This is a genomic window from Cupriavidus sp. SIMBA_020, assembly GCF_046535395.1.
In the GTDB taxonomy this organism is placed as follows: domain Bacteria; phylum Pseudomonadota; class Gammaproteobacteria; order Burkholderiales; family Burkholderiaceae; genus Cupriavidus; species Cupriavidus campinensis.
This window is the reverse complement of the sequence record NZ_JAWRWU010000003.1, coordinates 240,797-255,991: the sequence shown is the minus strand read 5'-3', so window position 1 is coordinate 255,991 and position 15,195 is coordinate 240,797. Positions and strand designations below refer to the sequence as shown.

Annotated in this window: 11 protein-coding genes; 9 read left to right on the top strand and 2 right to left on the bottom strand. The window is 66.0% G+C overall.

Annotated elements, in window-relative coordinates; genetic code table 11:
- The first annotated feature begins 8 nt into the window (after nt 1–8).
- The 8 genes from SB751_RS08080 (at nt 9) to SB751_RS08045 (ending at nt 10,162) form a co-directional block, all read left to right on the top strand.
- Entirely contained in the window at nt 9–3,113 is a 3,105-nt protein-coding gene (locus SB751_RS08080) for an efflux RND transporter permease subunit (RefSeq protein WP_144198801.1), read from the top strand.
- A 54-nt stretch (nt 3,114–3,167) separates the two neighbouring features.
- Entirely contained in the window at nt 3,168–3,545 is a 378-nt protein-coding gene (locus SB751_RS08075) for a hypothetical protein (protein WP_144198803.1), read from the top strand.
- A gap of 119 nt (nt 3,546–3,664) precedes the next feature.
- On the top strand, nt 3,665–4,633 hold the full coding sequence (locus SB751_RS08070) for a chromate resistance protein ChrB domain-containing protein (protein ID WP_410747925.1): 969 nt from the start codon (nt 3,665–3,667) through the stop codon (nt 4,631–4,633).
- 48 nt (nt 4,634–4,681) lie between these two features.
- Nucleotides 4,682–5,887, top strand: coding sequence for a chromate transporter (locus SB751_RS08065; protein ID WP_250025775.1), 1,206 nt, complete (start codon nt 4,682–4,684; stop codon nt 5,885–5,887).
- 236 nt (nt 5,888–6,123) lie between these two features.
- Complete coding sequence (locus SB751_RS08060) at nt 6,124–6,753, top strand: GbsR/MarR family transcriptional regulator (RefSeq protein WP_144198809.1); 630 nt, start codon at nt 6,124–6,126, stop codon at nt 6,751–6,753.
- A gap of 3 nt (nt 6,754–6,756) precedes the next feature.
- Nucleotides 6,757–8,145: a cytochrome ubiquinol oxidase subunit I gene (locus tag SB751_RS08055; protein WP_144198811.1), complete on the top strand. Its 1,389-nt coding sequence runs from the start codon at nt 6,757–6,759 to the stop codon at nt 8,143–8,145.
- Nucleotides 8,142–9,179, top strand: coding sequence for a cytochrome d ubiquinol oxidase subunit II (locus tag SB751_RS08050; RefSeq protein ID WP_144198813.1), 1,038 nt, complete (start codon nt 8,142–8,144; stop codon nt 9,177–9,179). Before SB751_RS08055 ends, SB751_RS08050 begins: the two co-directional genes overlap by 4 nt.
- A 59-nt stretch (nt 9,180–9,238) precedes the next feature.
- A complete protein-coding gene (locus tag SB751_RS08045; RefSeq protein ID WP_144198815.1) occupies nt 9,239–10,162 on the top strand; it encodes an oxygenase MpaB family protein in 924 nt (307 codons plus the stop codon).
- Between the two features lie 28 nt (nt 10,163–10,190).
- On the opposite strand, the gene SB751_RS08040 is transcribed toward SB751_RS08045, so the two are convergent.
- Together SB751_RS08040 and SB751_RS08035 are read right to left on the bottom strand one after the other, a co-directional pair.
- On the bottom strand, nt 10,191–11,759 hold the full coding sequence (locus SB751_RS08040) for an MDR family MFS transporter (protein WP_244845169.1): 1,569 nt from the start codon (nt 11,757–11,759) through the stop codon (nt 10,191–10,193).
- A gap of 229 nt (nt 11,760–11,988) precedes the next feature.
- Nucleotides 11,989–13,962 carry a methyl-accepting chemotaxis protein gene (locus SB751_RS08035; RefSeq protein ID WP_410747924.1) on the bottom strand — a complete coding sequence of 658 codons (1,974 nt, stop codon included), beginning with the start codon at nt 13,960–13,962 and terminating at the stop codon, nt 11,989–11,991.
- Between the two features lie 906 nt (nt 13,963–14,868).
- Here SB751_RS08035 and SB751_RS08030 point away from each other — a divergent pair.
- Nucleotides 14,869–15,189 carry an RNA chaperone Hfq gene (locus SB751_RS08030; protein WP_144202913.1) on the top strand — a complete coding sequence of 107 codons (321 nt, stop codon included), beginning with the start codon at nt 14,869–14,871 and terminating at the stop codon, nt 15,187–15,189.
- Nucleotides 15,190–15,195: the final 6 nt, after the last annotated feature.

Genomic DNA, 15,195 nt, shown 5'->3' with positions numbered 1-15,195 from the left:
GGCGCGCCATGTTCAACTGGATTGTTCGCGCGAGCCTCGGCAACCGGCTGCTGGTGCTGGCCCTGGCTGCCATCCTGATGGTGTACGGCGCCCTCACGGCCTGGCGCACCCCCGTGGACGTGTTTCCTGATCTCAACAAACCACTTGTCACGGTGATCACGGAAGCTGGCGGTATGGCTCCCCAGGAAGTGGAACTGCTCGCATCGTTCCCCATCGAGACGGCGCTGAATGGCATGCCGGGCGTGACCCGCGTGCGGTCCGTTTCGGGCGTTGGCCTGTCCATCGTCTACGCCGAGTTTGACTGGGGCAGCGACATCTACCGCAACCGGCAACTGGTATCCGAGCGGCTCGCACTGGTCAGGGAACAACTTCCCGGCGGACTGACGCCGATCCTCGGCCCCGTATCGTCGATCATGGGCGAGATCATGCTGGTCGCGTTGCCCATCGATCCCGAAATGGCCAGCCCCATGGCCGCTCGCGAATATGCGGACTTCGTACTCCGGCCGCGCCTGCTGTCGGTACCAGGCGTTTCGCAGGTCATTCCGATCGGCGGCGAGGTCCGCCAACTGCGGGTGGAACCCGATACGGCACGCATGGCGCAGTTCGGGGTCACGCTGGAGCAGGTGACGCGCGCCTTGCGCGACTTCGCTGCGAACACGAGCGGTGGCTTTATCGATCTCAACGGACGCGAGTACCTGATCCGCAACCTGGGTCGCACCAGACAGCTTGAAGATCTCCGTGGCCTCGCCGTCTCATATCGGGACAGCGCGCCCGTGCTGCTTGAGCAGATTGCGGATGTCCGCCATGCCGCAGCGGTAAAACGCGGAGATGCTGGCTTCAACGGACAGCCCGCAGTGATCGTCAGCGTGCAGAAGCAGCCGGCCGCCGACACCGTCAAACTGTCGCACGATCTCGAACAGGCCCTTGCCGAGTTGAAGCAAGGGATGCCTGCCGGCCTTGCCGCGCCGCGGATCCTGTTCCGTCAGGCGGACTTCATCGAAGCCTCCATCGGCAACGTCATGGAGGCGCTGCGGGATGGCGCGATCATGGTGGCGATCGTCCTGTTTGCGTTCCTGCTGAGCGCGCGCACCACCGCCATTTCGCTGATCGCCATCCCCTTGTCCCTCGCCGTTACGGCGCTGGCATTCCATCTGCTCGGTCAATCCATCAACGTGATGACGCTGGGTGGGCTGGCCATCGCAATCGGAGAACTGGTCGATGACGCCGTGGTGGATGTGGAGAACATCCTGCGGCGGCTGAAACAACGGCGTGCCATGGACGCCCCGCCTCCGGCACTGGACGTCATCTGGCACGCATCCGTCGAGGTGCGTTCGGGCATCGTCTACGCCACGCTGGTCGTGGTGCTGGTCTTCGTCCCCCTGTTTGCGCTGCCGGGCATTGAAGGCCGGCTGTTTGCGCCGCTGGGCATCGCCTACATCGTATCGATCCTTGCATCGATGCTGGTGTCGATGACGGTAACGCCTGTGCTGTCGTACTACCTGCTCCCGGGCATGAAGCGCCTCGACCATCCGGACAGCCCACTTGTGCGCTGGCTCAAGAAGGTGGAGACCCGCGTGCTGGAATGGTCGTTTCCGCGCGCCCGTCGCGTGCTGGCAGTTGCCGTGGCCCTGGTGCTGGTGGCTGCCGCCACCGTTCCGTTCATGCCCCGAGCATTTCTGCCCGCGTTCAACGAAGGCTCGCTTGTCATGTCGCTGATGCTCAACCCCGGGACATCGCTTGCCGAGTCCAACCGGATCGGGGCGCTGGCCGAATCCCTGATCCGGCAGGTGCCGGAAGTCGTTCAGGTGGGTCGCCGTACCGGACGCGCGGAACTGGACGAGCATGCGGAAGGTGTGCATTCCTCTGAAGTCGATATTGACCTGCATCGCTCAGGCCGTAGTCGCGAAGCGGTCATGGCAGCGATCCGCGCGCAGCTTGCGACGCTGCCGGCGTCGGTGGCCATCGGCCAGCCCATTTCCCATCGACTCGACCACCTCCTGTCTGGCGTGCGTGCCCAGATCGCCCTGAAGATCTACGGCGACGACCTCGATACCCTCCGCGGCCTGGCGGAGAACCTGCGCGGCAAGCTGGCGGGCGTCCCCGGCCTGGTCGACATCTCCGTGGAGAAGCAGGTCTTGATTCCGCAGGTTAACGTGAGGCTCGATTACCGCAAGGCCGCGCAATATGGCGTTACCCCCGGCGACGCGCTCTCGGCCCTGCAAACGCTTGCCGACGGGACGCGCATCTCGCAAGTCATCGATGGCGTCAAGCGCTTTGATCTTGTGGTGCGCCTGCCCGATGCAAGTCGTACCCCGCAGGACCTTGCACGCATCATGATCCAGTCCCCGCGTGGGGCAATTCCGCTGTCAGCCATCGCCACCGTGGAGGAGTCCGACGGTCCCAACCAGGTGGGTCGCGAGAACAGCCGGCGCCGCATTGTCGTCTATGCGAACACCGATGGTTCCGACATGTCCCGCGTCATCGCAGGTGTGCGGGGTGCCATTGCCAGCACCGGACTACCCGGCGGGTACTTCGCCAGTATCGAAGGTCAGTTCCAGGCCCAGGAACAGGCCACCCGGCTGATCGTCCTGCTGGCAATGGGGTCGCTGGTGATGATTTATCTTGTGCTGTTCTCCCGGTATCGTTCTCATCGGCTGACACTGGCCATCATGACCAACATTCCTTTCGCGCTGATTGGCAGCGTTGTGGCGATGTGGCTCGGCGGGCTGACGCTATCGGTCGCATCGATGGTCGGATTTATCACGCTGACGGGCATTGCCACGCGCAACGGCATCCTGAAGGTCAGCCACTACATCAACCTGTGCCGGCTCGAGGGCGAGCAGTTCGGCGTGCCGATGCTGGTACGCGGATCGCTGGAGCGGCTGACCCCCGTGCTGATGACGGCGCTGGTCGCCGCGTTTGCCCTCGTCCCGCTACTGATCTCCGCCGATGCGCCTGGGAAAGAAATCCTTCACCCCGTGGCAGTGGTGATTTTCGGTGGCCTGCTCAGTTCTACTGTGCTGGACGCCGTACTGACACCGCTCGTGGTCTGGCTGTTTGGGCGCGAACCGATCGAACGCATGGTCCGTGAAGCGGGCCAGGACGCTTACTGAACGACGGGCTTTGTGGCGACGCCCTTCAAGTCGCCCGTGTCCTTGGAGAAACACATGAAAAAACTCGTAGCGATTGGCTGGGCCGTCTTCACCCTTGGCGCCACCGGACTCGTTCACGCACATGACGCCAAGCCAGCGCAGTATGGCGGCGCGGTCCAGACAGCCAGCGACCTGCAATTCGAACTGGTCAACAAGGATGGCAAACCGGCTCTTTACGTCGACGACCATGACACCAAGAAATCTGTCGGTGGCGCAAAAGGCAAGCTGACTGTGCTGTCGGGCACGACGAAAACAGAAACCGCGCTGACGCCTGGGTCCGGCAACGTCCTGGTCGCTAACGACCCCGTCCCGCTTCCTCCGGGCGCCAAGGCCGTGGCAACCGTGACATTCGCCGACGGAAAGACCGTCACGGTGCGCTTCGCCATCAAATAGGAGGAGCCGGCAGCCGTCATTTATGTGGAGCAATATCCACCTTTTACGCCGGTTCACGCCTGCCCTGTAGAGATCTCTACAGCATTGAAGCAGAACCTACGACCCACTATGCTGGGCGCATGACTTCTCTTCAATTCGCTTCTCCCTGGGTGGTGCTGGTTGTCAGCCTGCCCACATCGGCCGCCACCGCCCGCATGCGGTTCTGGCGCGGCATCAAGGCGTTCGGTGCGGCTGCACTACGCGACGGTGTCTATTTGCTGCCCGACATCGCAGGCCTGCGAGAACCGTTGCTGGCCCTGGCCACAGACGCGGCCAGCGAGGACGGCAAGGTCTGGACGCTTTCCGTCCAGGCCACCGACACACAGCAAGATGCCGAGTACCGCGCGTTGTTCGATCGCACTCCCGAATACGCAGACTGGATGGCAGAACTCTCCAGTGCTCGGGCGACGTTGGCGGAGACGGACGAAGCAGACCTCCTACGCATGGCGCGCCGGTACGGTCGCGCATACGATGCGATCCGCAGGATTGATTACTTCCCGAATGAAGCCTCGGTCCGTGCCGAAGCACAGTGGCGCGATTTCAATGCAGCCATCGACATCATGCTTTCGCCAGGCGAACCGCAGGGCATGGCGGGCGGGATTCCGAGGCGCGACCCCACCCAATACCAGGGGCGACGCTGGGCAACACGACAGCACCTCTGGGTGGACCGTGTTGCCTGTGCCTGGCTGATCCGGCGCTTTATCGACCCCCACGCCTCCTTCCTCTGGCTGGAGGACATTCGCCAATGCCCAGGGGAAGCATTGGGGTTCGACTTCGATGGCGCGACGTTCACGCATGTCGGCAACCGCGTTTCCTTCGAGGTGTTGCTCGCCAGCTTCGGGCTGGATGAGAACAAGGGACTGGCGCGTCTCGGCCAGACGGTTCACGTGCTCGACATCGGCGGCACGCCCGTTGCGGAGGCCCGTGGTTTCGAAGCGGTACTGGCGGGCGCACGCGAACGCCTGCCAAATGACGATGCGCTGCTGGAGGAGGTCGGGACCGTCCTCGACTCGCTTTACACGCACTTTTCCAGCGCGCGCAAACGCTAGGTCGTTGCCTGTTCCCAAGTTTCCGAACGTCTCTCCACGCAAGACAACATGAACTCGCCCCAGCCACCCGCCTCCGCCTCCGCCTCTCCTGCACACGAACGCCCCTGTTACACGCTACGGCAACTGGTGATGTACTTCCTGCGGCTGGGCACCCTGGGATTTGGCGGTCCGGTAGCGCTTGCCGGCTATATGCACCGGGATCTCGTCGATGCGCGGCAGTGGATTACCGATGCCGACTACAAGGAGGGGCTTGCCCTCGCGCAGTTGGCGCCGGGCCCGCTCGCCGCCCAGCTCGCGATCTACCTCGGATACGTGCACTACCGCATCCTCGGTGCCACACTCGTCGGCGTCGCCTTTGTACTGCCATCATTCCTGATGGTGCTGGCGCTCGGCTGGGCCTATGTGCGCTTCGGCGGTCTGACCTGGATGCAGTCGGTGTTCTACGGCGTGGGCGCGGCGGTGATCGGCATCATCGCGATCAGCGCCTACAGGCTCACCAGGAAGAACGTAGGCAAAGACAAGCTGCTGTGGTTCGTCTATCTGGTACTCGCGGCCGTCACGGTCATCACCGAATCGGAGGTCGCGTGGCTGTTCCTCGCTGCCGGGATATTGGTCTGGTTTTGGCGTGCGCCGCCGAAATGGCTGCGGCACGGCAGGCTGAACGCGATGGCGGCAACCCCATTGACGGCGGCAAGCGGCGTGCTGAGTACCGTGGACTGGCCGCTGCTCTCCCAGATCGGTGTGTTCTTTGCCAAGGCCGGTGCATTCGTCTTCGGTTCCGGGCTTGCGATAGTGCCTTTCCTGTACGGTGGCGTGGTGACCGAACACCACTGGCTGAACGACAAGCAGTTTGTCGATGCCGTAGCGGTAGCCATGATTACGCCCGGCCCGGTTGTCATTACCGTCGGCTTTATCGGCTACCTTGTGGCTGGGCTGCCCGGTGCCTGTGTGGCAGCGGCCGCCACGTTCCTGCCTTGCTACCTGTTCACCATCCTGCCGGCGCCCTATTTCAAGAAGTACGGGAAGTTGCCCGCGATTCTGGCGTTCGTCGATGGCGTCACCGCGGCGGCCATCGGCGCCATCACCGGCGCGGTGATCGTCCTGGCCAAGCGCTCGATCGTCGATATCCCGACCGCGCTGCTAGCGCTCGTTACCGTCGCGTTGCTGCTCAAGTTCAAGAAGCTGTCTGAACCAATGATCGTCGCGGGTGCGGCCTTGATTGGGCTGGTGGCCTATCCGTTGCTGCATCACTGAGTGCTGCGGCGCAACGCATGAATCGATCGGCTACGACTTGGCCACACAGGCCGCCTTCCGGCGCGTTGGCACCCTGAACTGATGGGAATACGGCGTTGCATATCGCCGTGAGCACCGCACGTCACGGCGCTTGTGGTACGCAGTGACCAGCGACCTTTTGACGCACCGCAAAAACTCCTGCAGGACGGCTTGATCCGTATTAAACTTTCACAAATTCTTGAAAGTTCGAAACGTTCATGCAGCTCTCGCCCCTGATCCAGCGCTTTGTCCTTCACTTTGGTGAGATGGGCAGCCGCTGGGGTATTAACCGGACGGTCGGTCAGATTTACGCTCTGCTCTTCACCGCCTCGCGCCCCCTGAATGCCGACGAAATCGCCGAATCGCTCGGTTTCTCGCGCTCCAACGTCAGTATCGGCCTCAAGGAGCTGGAATCCTGGAGTCTGGTGAAGCTCTCCCACCAGCCAGGGGACCGCCGCGAGTACTTTTCCGCGCCCGATGACGTCTGGGCGATTTTCCGCACGCTGGCCGAGGAGCGCCGGCGCCGCGAGATCGATCCCACGCTGTCCATGCTGCGCGAGGTCCAGCTGGAGGCCGCCACCTCCCCGGAAGACCGCCACGCCCAGGCGCGCATGAAGGAGATGTATGGCCTGATCCTGCTTGTCACCACCTGGTTTGGGGACATGCAGCGGCTCGACGTCGCCACGCTGGAAAAGCTCATGCGGCTCGGCTCCCGCGTGACCAAGCTGCTCGACGTCAAGGACCGTTTCGCCAGTGCCATCGGCATGGGCGGCGACAAATCCACCGACGCCGCCCCCAAGAAAGCCCCCAAGACCCCCGCAAAGTCCTCCCGCCCCCGCAAGGAGTAACCCGTGTTTGCCAGTCTCGACCCCGTGGTGCTGGCGCGCATCCAGTTTGCCGCCAATATCACCTTCCACATCCTTTTCCCCACGATCAGCATCTCGCTGGGCTGGGTGCTGCTGTTCTTCAAGCTGCGCTACGGCAAGACCGGCGATGAAAGCTGGATGGCCGCCTACCGGGTCTGGGTCAAGATCTTCGCCCTGACCTTCGCGCTCGGCGTGGTCAGCGGCATCACCATGAGCTTCCAGTTCGGCACCAACTGGCCTGGCTACATGGAGACCGTCGGCAACATCGCCGGCCCGCTGCTGGCCTACGAGGTACTGACCGCCTTCTTCCTGGAAGCCACCTTCCTCGGCATCATGCTGTTCGGCATGCGGCGCGTCAGCAACCGCACGCACACCATCGCCACGCTGCTGGTGGCGGGCGGCACCACGCTCTCGGCGTTCTGGATCCTCGCGCTGAATTCGTGGATGCAGACCCCGGCCGGCTTCGAGATGATCGACGGCCGCGCCCACGTGACAAGCTGGCTCGAAGTCATCTTCAACCCGTCGTTCCCCTACCGCCTGACGCACATGCTGCTGGCGTCCGGGCTGACCGTGGCCTTCCTGCTGGCCGGCGTCTCGGCCTACCGCTGGCTGCGCGGCGACCGTGGGCGCGATGTCATCCATTCGATGCGGACCGGCGTGGTGCTCGCGGCGATCCTGATTCCGCTGCAGATCGTGGCGGGCGACCTCCACGGCCTGAACACGCTCCACCACCAGCCGGCCAAGATCGCCGCGATGGAGGGCATCTGGAAGACGGAGAAAGGCGCGCCGGCCGTGCTGTTCGGCATTCCCAACGCCCGCACGCAGACCAACGACTTCGAGATCGCCATCCCCAAGCTGGCCTCGCTCTACCTCGCCCATGACCTCGATGGCGAGATCCGGGGTATCGACGCCTTCCCGGACCGCCATCCCCCCGTGGCCCCGCTGTTCTTCGCCTTCCGCATCATGGTCGGCGTGGGGCTGCTGATGCTGGCCGTGTCGTGGATTGGCGCCTGGCAGTTCCGCCAGCGCGGCGAGCCCGCGCCGTGGATGGCCCGCGCGCTGGTGGCCATGACCTTCTCCGGCTGGGTGGCGCTCGTCGCCGGCTGGTACGTGACCGAGATAGGCCGCCAGCCGTACCTGGTCTACGGCGTGCTGACCACGGCGCAGGCCGCCTCCAAGGTACCCGCCGCGATGATCGGCAGCACGCTGGCGATGTACCTGACGCTCTACCTGGCGCTGATCGTGGCCTATATCTCCGTGGTGTTCCACCTCGCCCGCAAGGCCGGCACCCCGGCCGAGGATGCCCCCGAGGCGCCCGCCGCCGTCCAGACCCCGCAACCCGTCCTTCCCGGCCAACCCAGGAGCAAGTCATGAACCCGGCTACCCTTCCCGACCTGACCCAGCCGGCCGGCTGGATGCCGCTGGTCTTCCTGGCCCTGATGGGGCTGGCCATGCTGATCTACGTGATCCTGGACGGCTACGACCTTGGCGTGGGCGTGCTGCTGCGCCGGGCCGACGATGCGGACAAGGACCGCATGATCGCCTCCATCGGCCCGTTCTGGGATGCCAACGAAACCTGGCTGGTGCTCGGCGTGGGCCTGCTGCTGACCGCCTTCCCGCTCGCGCACGGTGCCATCCTGACGCACCTCTACCTGCCCGTGGCGCTGATGCTGGCGGGGCTGATCATCCGCGGCGTGGCGTTCGATTTCCGCGTCAAGGCGCGCGATCCGCACAAGCCGTGGTGGAACTTCGCGTTCTACGCGGGCTCGCTGCTGGCCAGCTTCTCGCAGGGGCTGATGCTCGGCCTCTATATCACCGGCTTCCGCTACGACCTGCCGAACCTGCTGTTCGCCGTGGCCGTGGGGCTGTGCCTGGTGGCCGGCTACTGCCTGCTCGGCGCGAGCTGGCTGATCATGAAGACCACCGGCAGCCTGCAGCTGCGCGCCATCTACTGGGCGCGGCGCAGCCTGTGGCTGACGGCGCTGGGGGTGGCGGCCATCTCGGTGGTCACGCCGCTGGTGAGCCCGCGGATCTTCGAAAAATGGTTCTCGCTGCCCAACATCATCCTGCTGGCGCCGATTCCGCTGATCACCATGGCCGTCTTCGTGGTAGTGGAGCGCCTGCTGCGCAAGATGCGCGACCTGCATGCGCGCGGCAACGACCGCTGGTGCTGGGTGCCGTTCGCGGGCACGGCGGTGATCTTCCTGATGGCGTTCAACGGCCTGGCCTACAGCCTGTTCCCCTACCTCGTGGTGGACCAGATCGACATCTGGCAGGCAGCCAGCGCGCCGGAATCGCTGGCGGTGATCCTGATCGGCGCGGCGGTGGTACTGCCCACCATCCTGGGTTACACGGTCTATGCGTACCGTGTATTCTGGGGCAAGGCCACGGACCTGCATTACTACTGATCCACCGACCCCCACCCATTGACCCGTGGCCCCGGGCGCCAGGGAGGCGCCCCAGCGGCATGTCCTCTCGCGTCCCCGGCCCCCCCACGGAATCCGCCAACCCGCCCCTGCTGACGCGTCTGCGCAGCCACGCCGGCGCGCAGGTGCGCGCGCTCACGCGCAGCAACTCCGGCCTGTCGATCGACTACGACAACCCGCCGGGCGACCCCGGCCTGTTCGGGCCCGATGCGGTCTGCTGGCGCGTGCATGGCGATTTCCCGGCGATGCTGGCCGGCGGCGTCAGCGCGCTGCTGCTCCAGGCGCTGCACCCACTGGCGCTGGCCGGGGTGTGGGACCACTCGACCTTCCGCACCGACATGCAGGGCCGGCTCGGCCGCACCGCGCAGTTCATCGCCGGCACTACCTACGGCAGCCGCGCCGACGCCATGCGGCTGATCGAGCGCGTGCGCCGCATCCACGCCAATATCAGCGGCCTGGCGCCGGACGGCCAGCCCTACGCCGCCGACGACCCCGCCCTGCTGACCTGGGTGCATGTGGCCGAAGTGTCGAGTTTCCTGGCGGGATACCTGCGCTATGTCGGCCCGCTATCGGCCGCCGACCAGGACCGGTATTACGCCGAGGAGGCCACCGTGGCCGCCCTGCTGGGCGCGCCCGACGTGCCAGGATCGCGCGCCGAGGTACACGCCTACCTGGAAGCCCAGCGCCCCTATCTGGTTAACAGTGAACGCACGCGCGAAGTGGTGCGATTGGTGATGGCGATGCCGGTGGCCAACCCGCTGCTGGTGCCGGCGGTGCGGACCATGGCCGATGCCGGCGTGGCGCTGCTGCCGCCCTGGGCGCGCGAGGCGCTCGGGCTGCACCGGCGCTCGATGCGCCGGACCCTGGCCGTGCCGGCGATGGGCGCGCTGGCGCCCACCTTGCGCTGGGTACTCGGCCCCGGGCTCGCGGCCCGCGCCCGGCGGCGCGTGGCGCGCAGCGCGTAACGCTATGTAGAACGACTGCTATATAGAACTACTCCGCCGCGCTGGCCGCCGCCGATGCCGCCACGGGGCTGCCGCGCAGCGTGGTCTCGCGCAGCCGCATCACCAGGAACGGGGCAATCAGGGACACCGCCGCGCTGAACAGGAACAGCGTGCGGAACGCCTGCTCGGCCGCCACGCGCACCGCCGCCGCGTCGCCATCGCTGGCCGCACCCATGGCGCGCCGGAACATGCTCATCAGCACATCCTCGCCGCCGCCGAGGTCGCTCACGGCCATCCCACTATGGCGCAGCAGGGCAATCAACACCGTGGTCAGCACGGCCACGCCCACCGCCCCGCCCAGCAGCCGCGAGAAGGCGGTCAGCGCCGTGGCGATGCCCACCTGCTGCGGCGGCACCGAATTCTGCGTGGCAACGAGCCCGCTCGGCAGTTGCAGCCCGATGGAGAGCCCAAGCACGATCATCACCAGCGCGGACGCCATCACGGCGTGCGGCGGCATGAACGCCAGCGCCACGATGGCCAGCGGTGCGATGATCGAGCCGGCCAGCTGCATCGGCTTGTAGCGGCCGCTCCACGACATCAGCCGCCCGGAGATATAGGCGCCGAACGGAATCGCCAGCGTCAGCGGCACCAGCCGCAACGCAGCGGTGTCGGCATGGGCGCCGCCCACCACCTGGAAACGCAGCGGCAGCAGCACCGACATCGCAATCAACTGGAAGAAGCACAGGAACAGCGTGGTGCAGCAGATGGCCACGGTGGGCACACGCAGCATCGAGAGCGGAATCACCGGATCGACGGCGCGCCGCTCCTGCCAGACGAACAGCACCATGCCGACGACGCCCGCCGCCAGCAGACCAAGCGTGTGGAGCTCCAGCGGCGAGTGGCCCTGCCCCAGACGGGTCAGGAACACCAGCACGCCCGAGAGCCCGCCGCCGAACAGCAGCGCGCCGAGGTAGTCGATGCGGTGCCGGCGCCCGCCCACGGGCAGGTGGCGCAGGGCGCGGCGCACCACCACCAGCGCCAGCAGGGACAGCGGGATGTTGATCCAGAAGATCCAGCGCCAGGACAGAAAATGCGCCAGGTAACCGCCGATGACCGGGCCGGCCATGCTCGCCACGGCCCAGACCCCGCTCACGTAGCCCTGGTAGCGGCCACGCTCGCGCAGCGGCACCACATCGGCGATGGTCGCCTGCGAGACCGAGATCAGCCCGCCGCCGCCCAGGCCCTGCAGGATGCGGGCGAGGATCAGCATTGGCATGGTCGTGGCCATGGCGCAGAAGATCGACGCCAGCAGGAACAGCACGATCGAGAACGAGAGGACGGAACGGCGCCCGAGCACGTCGGACAGCTTGCCGTAGATCGGCGTCACCACGGTGGAGGCCACGAGATACGCCGAGATCACCCAGGCCATGTCCTCGAAACCGTTCAGCTGGAGGGCGATGTCCGGCAGCACCACGGCCACGATCGACTGTTCCAGCGCACCGAGCAGGATGGCCAGCATCAGACCGAACAGCACCTGCATGACGGGCACGTCTGGCGGCGGGGTATCAGGGGCGCGAGCGGGCTGCGGGGGGGAAGACGGCACGGAAGAGGCGGACATGGAAGGCCTGCGTGGCAGACGGCGGCGCGACCGGCCGTGCCTGCTCTTGTGTGGTCAAGGAGAGCCGGTATTGTAGGCGCATGCCGCCGGCCCTGCTTGCCGAAGTGCCGTATGGCTTACAGGCGGCTTACAGGCTACCTTCAGGAGGACACCGGGCGACGCCGGGCGCCGCCTGAAGGTGGGACCACTACTATCGATCAGAAGATCAGAAGGCCAGAAGATCAGAAGATCAGAAGGTTTCCCAGTCGCCGGCCTCGACCATGGCAGGCGCGGGCGCGGCGGCGGGACGCCGGCGGGCCGGCGTGGACAGCACGGGCTCCTTGCGCTGCGGCGTCACCGCCGGGCGCGGCTTGGCGGGCGTGACCGGCTGGCGCGCGGACAGCACCGACGGCTGCGGCTTGCGCGCCACCGGCGGACGCACCGCAGCCGGCACAGCCGGGGCGCGGGCGCCACGCGGCGCCGGGGCGGGTGCGGGAGCAGTCGCTGCCTTGGCCGGCAGCGCGGGCGCGGCCGGGCGGCTGATGGCCCGCACGCGGGCGGGGGCCGGCGCGGCCAGGGCCGGAGCCTTGGCCTTGGCCTTGGCAGGGGCGGCGATGCGCGGCGCAGCCGTCACCACGGCCGCGTGGGCATGCGCCTCGGGGGCGCGCACGCCGCCCAGGTCGAAGCGCGCCACCTCGGACACCAGCCCGCCGGCCTGCTGCATCAGGCTCTCGGCCGCCGCGCTGGCCTGCTCCACCAGTGCCGCGTTCTGCTGCGTCACCGATTCCATCTGGGTAATCGCCAGGCTGACCTGCTCGATGCCGGCGGTCTGCTCCTCGCTGGCCGCGCTGATCTCGCCCATGATGTCGGTCACGCGGCGCACGGCGCCAACGATATCGTCCATGGTCTTGCCGGCCACTTCCACCTGCTTGGCGCCGTCCTGTACCTGACGCACCGAGCTGTTGATCAGTTCGCCGATCTCCTTGGCCGCCGACGACGAGCGCTGCGCCAGGCTGCGCACCTCGGCCGCCACCACGCTGAAGCCCCGGCCCTGCTCGCCGGCACGGGCCGCTTCCACGGCCGCGTTCAGCGCGAGGATGTTGGTCTGGAAGGCGATGCCCTCGATCACGCTGATGATCTCGGCCACGCGCGCGGAGGACTTCGAGATACCGTCCATGGTGTCCACCACGCTGCGCACCACCCGGCCACCTTCCGTGGCCACATCCGAGGCGTTGACCGCCAGCTGGTTGGCCTGGCGGGCATTCTCGGCGTTCTGGCGCACGGTGGAGGTCAGCTCTTCCATCGAGGCGGCAGTCTCCTCGAGCGAGGCCGCCTGCTGCTCGGTCCGCTGGGACAGGTCGGTATTGCCGATGGAAATCTCGCGCGCCGCCGTGTCGATCGATCCGGCGGCCTGCTGGATGCCGCGCACCAGCACGCCAAGCTGGCCGAAGGCACGTTCCATCGCGCCGAGCATGCGGCCCATCTCGTCCTGGGTGCGCACGGCAATGGGATGGCCCAGGCGGCCCTGGGCTAGCGCCTCGGCAGCGTCCAGCGCCTGGCCGGCCGGGCGCGTCACGGAGCGGGTGATGGCCAGGCCAAGCAGCGCGGCGATCACGGCGGCAGCGGCCGCCAGGCCGATCAGCAGGTTGCGGGCAAAGACATATTGGGCGGAGGCCTCGCCCACGGCGTCGACGGCCATCTTCCGGCCCATCGAGGCAAACTGGTCGAGATTGTCGAAGTAGGCGGCCTGCGCCGCCGGCAGCGTCACGATCAGGCCAGCGCGCGCGCTATTGAAGTCACCAGCGCGCAGTTGCTGCATGACAAGGTCAAGCTGCCCGTTGTAGGCCTTGCGGGCCTCGGTCAGCTGCCCGAACTTCGCCATGGATTCGGCGCGGCCACTGGCGGTGACGACCTTGCCGAAGGCATCGAGGCCGGCGCCCATTTCCTCGCGCATCTTCGTGATCGCGTCCGCGTTCTGTGCAGCCAGCGCCACGTCCTCGGTCAGCGCGCCGTCGCGCACCAGCACGCCGATCATCAGCGCGCTCTCCTTCACGCGGTTCAGGTCAATCACGCGCAGCAGCCGCTGCTCCACCGCCTGGTGCATCGCCTCGTTCATGCCGCGCAGCGCGGTCACGCCCACGGCCGCCACGGCCGCCAGCAGCAACACCACCGCACAGAATGCCAGGGACAGTCGTGCCCCGATACCCATGTTTCGCAAGCCCATCTCAGCGTACCTTTCTCTCTTTTTTCGATGTTCGGATGGTCGTCTGGCGTCCACCGGAATCCGGGTGTCGCCACCAGCGCTATCGGGCAGGCCGGCGCGCTTCTTGAGCGGAAAATCGAAATAGGGGGAAAAGTGCCGGTAGTTCGTCAAATTGCCGCGTCAGCGCGTGGCGTCTAATCTGTTCCGGGCACCCCGGCCCGGCCGACCACGGCCACTGCGGCACCAGACCGCGACGAAACGACGAGGGCAAAAAAAAGAAGCCCACGCGCGGGGTGCTCGTAGGCTTTCAGGACTGCTGTGAAAGACCGGGGGTAAACCGGTCCGAACCTCGGAATATAAACCCGCTTACATGAGGTGTAAATCGAGCTTCTATCAGGGCATACCCTGATGGCGGCTGTAACGAATTGAGCACTTTCGTGATCCATGTGCTGCCATGCCGCACATTCGGGCATATCGGCAATTATCGGCAGCGTCCCGCAAAGCTTTAGCCCGAGCGGATGGCGGCGCAAGCGTTGCTTTCTGTCAGGCCCTGATAGCGAAAGGTGCTACTTCAATCACACCGACTGCATCAATAAAATAAATAGAGCTTTACCTCTAGACCTCGTCTGCTAGCCGACTTTGTCAACACTTGTAAAATTTTGTTACCCTCCCGGCTGAAGTATTCCCCTTCTCTCTTCGCAGGGCCGACCGAACCGCTCGGCCGGATAGCGCCATTCCCCCGTTCGGAAGGCGCGCCCGCTATTGTGATGAAGGTGAGCCCCTGCCGCGGCTCCGAGAGCGAATGTTTCATATCACGCCAGGATCAGGGCGCCCCGCCCGTCACTTTTAGTGCGACCTCGATCCATGCGCCTGGTCCTCGGACCATTGACAGCCGCCAGAACCCTCGCGGGCTCTTCCGGAGAAGTTGTGAAGCAGGAAAAAAAGGTCCCCCGTCCCAGCCGAAAGTTGCAGCATCTGCACTTTGCGGCCCACAGCGCCAGCCGCAATACCGTCATCGTGCACCTCTCCAATGGCACGCGGCTGACCGGGATCGTGCTGGCCTCGGACAACTACATGATTCTGCTGGGCAAAACGGGCGAGGACCCCTCGCCCACGGTGGTCTACAAGCGCGCCATTACCGTGGTGACGCCGGCGCACGCGCCGGAAGCCGATGCGGCGGTGCTGGACGCCGAGGCGTCGCCCGATTTCGTGCGTCTATATATACCGCGCACCCGCAAGCGGCGCTGACGCCGC

Coding starts and splice junctions, on each gene's coding strand:
- SB751_RS08080 (WP_144198801.1), top strand. CDS start 9: ATGTTCAACTGGATTGTTCGCGCGAGCCTCGGCAACCGGCTGCTGGTG.
- SB751_RS08075 (WP_144198803.1), top strand. CDS start 3,168: ATGAAAAAACTCGTAGCGATTGGCTGGGCCGTCTTCACCCTTGGCGCC.
- SB751_RS08065 (WP_250025775.1), top strand. CDS start 4,682: ATGAACTCGCCCCAGCCACCCGCCTCCGCCTCCGCCTCTCCTGCACAC.
- SB751_RS08035 (WP_410747924.1), bottom strand. CDS start 13,962: ATGGGCTTGCGAAACATGGGTATCGGGGCACGACTGTCCCTGGCATTC.
- SB751_RS08050 (WP_144198813.1), top strand. CDS start 8,142: ATGAACCCGGCTACCCTTCCCGACCTGACCCAGCCGGCCGGCTGGATG.
- SB751_RS08040 (WP_244845169.1), bottom strand. CDS start 11,759: ATGTCCGCCTCTTCCGTGCCGTCTTCCCCCCCGCAGCCCGCTCGCGCC.
- SB751_RS08045 (WP_144198815.1), top strand. CDS start 9,239: ATGTCCTCTCGCGTCCCCGGCCCCCCCACGGAATCCGCCAACCCGCCC.
- SB751_RS08070 (WP_410747925.1), top strand. CDS start 3,665: ATGACTTCTCTTCAATTCGCTTCTCCCTGGGTGGTGCTGGTTGTCAGC.
- SB751_RS08060 (WP_144198809.1), top strand. CDS start 6,124: ATGCAGCTCTCGCCCCTGATCCAGCGCTTTGTCCTTCACTTTGGTGAG.